Source organism: Staphylococcus sp. HMSC035D11, from assembly GCF_001836075.1.
GTDB lineage: Bacteria > Bacillota > Bacilli > Staphylococcales > Staphylococcaceae > Staphylococcus > Staphylococcus hominis.
The window spans coordinates 1-3,660 of record NZ_KV827257.1 but is presented as its reverse complement, the minus strand read 5'-3'; the positions used below and the strand labels follow the sequence as shown (position 1 = coordinate 3,660).

Here is a 3,660-nt window from a genome sequence, read left to right as displayed (position 1 = left end):
TAGCTATATTTTTTACTTTGCAACAGAACCAACAAAAACCGTGCCAGAATTATTTCTTATCTTCCCCTCATTTATGTCATAATAATAAAAAACGACTGTGGTGGTGAGATGATGAAAGTATTAATCGTAGAGGATGACTTAGTTATCGGGAAGATGCTTGCTGAAGAGCTCAAGAAGTGGCAGCTAGAACCGATCTTAATAGAAGGTTTCAATCATGTAATGGATGCCTTCAACACGAATGCACCGGAACTTGTGTTACTCGATATTAATTTACCTGCCTTCAATGGTTATCACTGGTGTCAGGAGATTCGTAAAGTTTCTACTGTACCGATTATATTTATTAGTTCGCGTAACGACAGTATGGATCAAGTAATGGCGATGCAGATGGGTGCGGATGATTTCATTGAGAAGCCATTTAATATGACTGTTACAATTACTAAGATTCAAGCACTATTACGCCGCACGTATGATTTCACCACTCAAGTTAATAATTTAACAGTAGATGATTGCGAGTTACTACTTGATGCAGCAAAGCTTAAATTTAATGAAGAAACCATAGACCTGACACACACTGAATTGCAAATCATGCATAGCTTATTCCAGAACAAGGGCAAATTCGTCAGTCGTAATGCGTTAATCGAAAAATGCTGGGAATCAGAACACTTCATTGATGACAATACGCTTGCTGTCAACATTACACGTTTACGCAAAAAGCTACAAAAACTAGGACTTACAGATTTTATCGAAACGAAGAAAAATGTCGGATATCGTGTAGGTGACGTATGAATTTCTTGAAATCAATCCAACGTGAAATTTATATTGTCATCCTTACTTGTGCTTTATTCTACTTTATATTATTCATGTATAATGTGCCGATGCAAGCATATATGATTGGTCTAGGTATTGTATTGTTTGTTTCAATGATTTACTGGGGTATCCATTACATGAACTTTAAAAAAGAATAAACACTACAGGAACAGAACGAAGATTTAAGAATCGAAAACCATAAACTTCGTAATGACTTTATTAACTACCAAAGTGAGTTAGAGTCATATTTTTTAATGTGGGTGCATCAAATCAAGACACCGATTACAGCATCAAAGTTACTGCTTGAAGATCCTGATGAACACGTGATTTCTAACGTGCGTAATGAAGTCTTACAAATTGATAATTACACGAATCTTGCACTGAACTATTTGAAACTCATGAACCAAAAGACATACATGGTCTTTATGGAAGTGAGTGTAGATGAATTAATTCGACCACTGATTAAACGTTATGCGATACAGTTTATTCATCATCAAACAAAGTTGCATTATGAGAAAAGTGAAGCGGTTATATTAACAGATGCCAAATGGGCATCAATTATGATTGAGCAAATATTAAACAATGCATTAAAATATGCACGTGGCAAAGATGTGTGGATTACGTTTGACGAAAATACAAAGAAATTATCAATCCGAGATAACGGTATCGGCATTAATGCGAGTGATTTACCGAAAATCTTTGATAAAGGTTTCTCGGGCTATAACGGTAGAATAAGTGAGAAATCAAGCGGTATTGGTTTATATATTGTCAGCACAATCTCAAAGCGCTTAGGCCATAAAGTAAGTGCTACATCTACATTAAACGATGGTTCAATATTCACCATTCAATTTAAATAACTCCAATCTTTCATTTTTGTAAGATTAGCGGCTGTTTTTGTAAGAATAGATAAAGGCAGCCTTTTCTAATCGCGCGTAAGATAAAGGTAACAACAAACTAAGAAAGGTGCCAGAGGTGAAAAATTTGAATAATATAATTGAAATAAATAACTTAACAAAGCAATATGGAAGTCAGATAGCAGTTAATAATTTGAGTATAACTGTTGAAAGTGGACAAATTTATGGTTTTTTAGGAAGAAATGGTGCAGGCAAAACAACTACTATAAGAATGCTTTTAGGCTTAATTAAACCTACGAAAGGTAATATTAAAATATTTGAAAAAGAGTTCGAAAGTAATAAAACTGAAATTTTAAAAAATATTGGTGCTATGGTTGAAACGCCAGGTTTTTATAGTAATTTGACAGCTAAAGAGAACTTAACTATAAATGCTAAAATATTAGGTATACAAAAAGAAAATGCAATTGAAGAAGTGTTAGAAATAGTAGGACTAGCTTCTGAAAAAGTAAAATTGTTTAAAAATTATTCTTTAGGTATGAAGCAACGTTTAGGGATTGCGAGAGCTTTATTGCACAATCCCGAATTATTGATACTTGATGAGCCGACGAATGGATTAGATCCTATTGGCATAAAAGAAATTAGAAAGTTGATTAAGGATCTGGCTCAATCTAGAAATATAACCATTTTAATTTCAAGTCATATATTGTCAGAAATAGAGCAGTTAGTAGACAAGGTGGGTATTATTCATAACGGAGTTTTGTTAGAAGAAATTATGTATGAAGATTTAAAAAAAAAAGAACAGACAATTTATAAGTATATCAGTATCAGATGAAGAAAAAGTTGCATGTTTGTTGGAAACTAACTTCGGAATTTATGACTATAAAATTAAAGAAAATGGCGAATTTAAAATTTATTCACATATTGATAGACAACAAGAAATTAATAGATTATTAGTATTAAACAATATTGATGTTTTCCAGATGAGAGTGATAGAAGATAATCTAGAAACTTATTTCGAAGACTTAGTAGGAGGTGGCACAATTGGATAATCTACTCCGTACAGAATTTATTAAGTTAAAAAGATCATATATGTTTCTAATAAGTATTTTAGGTACATGCGTAGCACCTTTTATGGTGGTTGTAGCTTCTTTTATTAGTATGCGGACGAAAGTACCGACTCCTAATATTGTATTTAAACAGTTATTTGAAGAAGTCAGTTTATATCATATGCTAATTATTGGACCTCCTCTATATGGGGTTATAATAGCCTATTTGTTTGGAAGAGAATATATAGAAGATACTTTAAAAAACTTATTAATTATACCTATATCTAGAGAAAGTTTTTTAGTAAGTAAAATAATATTATTATTCTTGTGGATTCAAACACTATCTGTTATTGCATGGTTGCTAACTTTAATGCTAGGTATGCTATTGCATTTTCAAGGGTTAAGCCAGAGTTTAATAATTGATTCATTCTTTACATTTGTTATTGGCGGAGTGTTATTATGGATATTATCTCCACCAATAATTATTTTGTCGATATATTTTAAAAATTATGTTCCCACAATTGTTTTAACCATAATAATTACTTTGATAAATTTAATGACTGCTAATTCTGAACATAGAGGATTATTTCCTTGGGCTGCAGTTGGAGACATATCTAGAGGAACATTACCTAATACTTATCCATTTCTATTATCTTTAATTATCATAATTGTTACATCTATATTCAGTGTAATTATATTATTCTCATACTTTAAAAAAACTGATATAAGTTAAAAGGAGGAGAAAAATGGGTTTTATAGAGCAGATTAAAGCATTTATTTTAGGTGTAGTTGAAGGGTTGACAGAATTTGCTCCAGTATCATCAACAGGTCATATGATTATTGTTGATGATATGTGGTTAAACACTGCTGACGATTTAGGAAGTGCGTCTGCAACTACTTTTAAGGTGGTAATACAGTTAGGAGGTTCTGTTGCAAAGTTGAATTTATAATAT

Annotated in this window: 2 protein-coding genes and 3 pseudogenes; all 5 read left to right on the top strand. The window is 31.8% G+C overall.

Going from position 1 to position 3,660, the window contains the following annotated elements:
• The first annotated feature begins 111 nt into the window (after positions 1-111).
• Positions 112-786 (top strand): response regulator transcription factor, encoded by a 675-nt coding sequence (locus tag HMPREF2647_RS06900; protein ID WP_000866106.1) that lies wholly within the window; start codon positions 112-114, stop codon positions 784-786.
• A pseudogene (locus HMPREF2647_RS06890) lies at positions 783-1,664 on the top strand (sensor histidine kinase). The gene HMPREF2647_RS06900 and the pseudogene HMPREF2647_RS06890 overlap by 4 nt, the downstream one beginning before the upstream one ends.
• Before the next feature lie 115 nt (positions 1,665-1,779).
• Positions 1,780-2,710: pseudogene (locus tag HMPREF2647_RS06885) on the top strand (ABC transporter ATP-binding protein).
• Positions 2,703-3,440 carry an ABC transporter permease gene (locus tag HMPREF2647_RS06880; protein WP_000369394.1) on the top strand — a complete coding sequence of 246 codons (738 nt, stop codon included), beginning with the start codon at positions 2,703-2,705 and terminating at the stop codon, positions 3,438-3,440. The pseudogene HMPREF2647_RS06885 and the gene HMPREF2647_RS06880 overlap by 8 nt, the downstream one beginning before the upstream one ends.
• Before the next feature lie 13 nt (positions 3,441-3,453).
• Positions 3,454-3,642, top strand: a pseudogene (locus HMPREF2647_RS06875) (undecaprenyl-diphosphate phosphatase); the annotation flags it as partial.
• Positions 3,643-3,660: the final 18 nt, after the last annotated feature.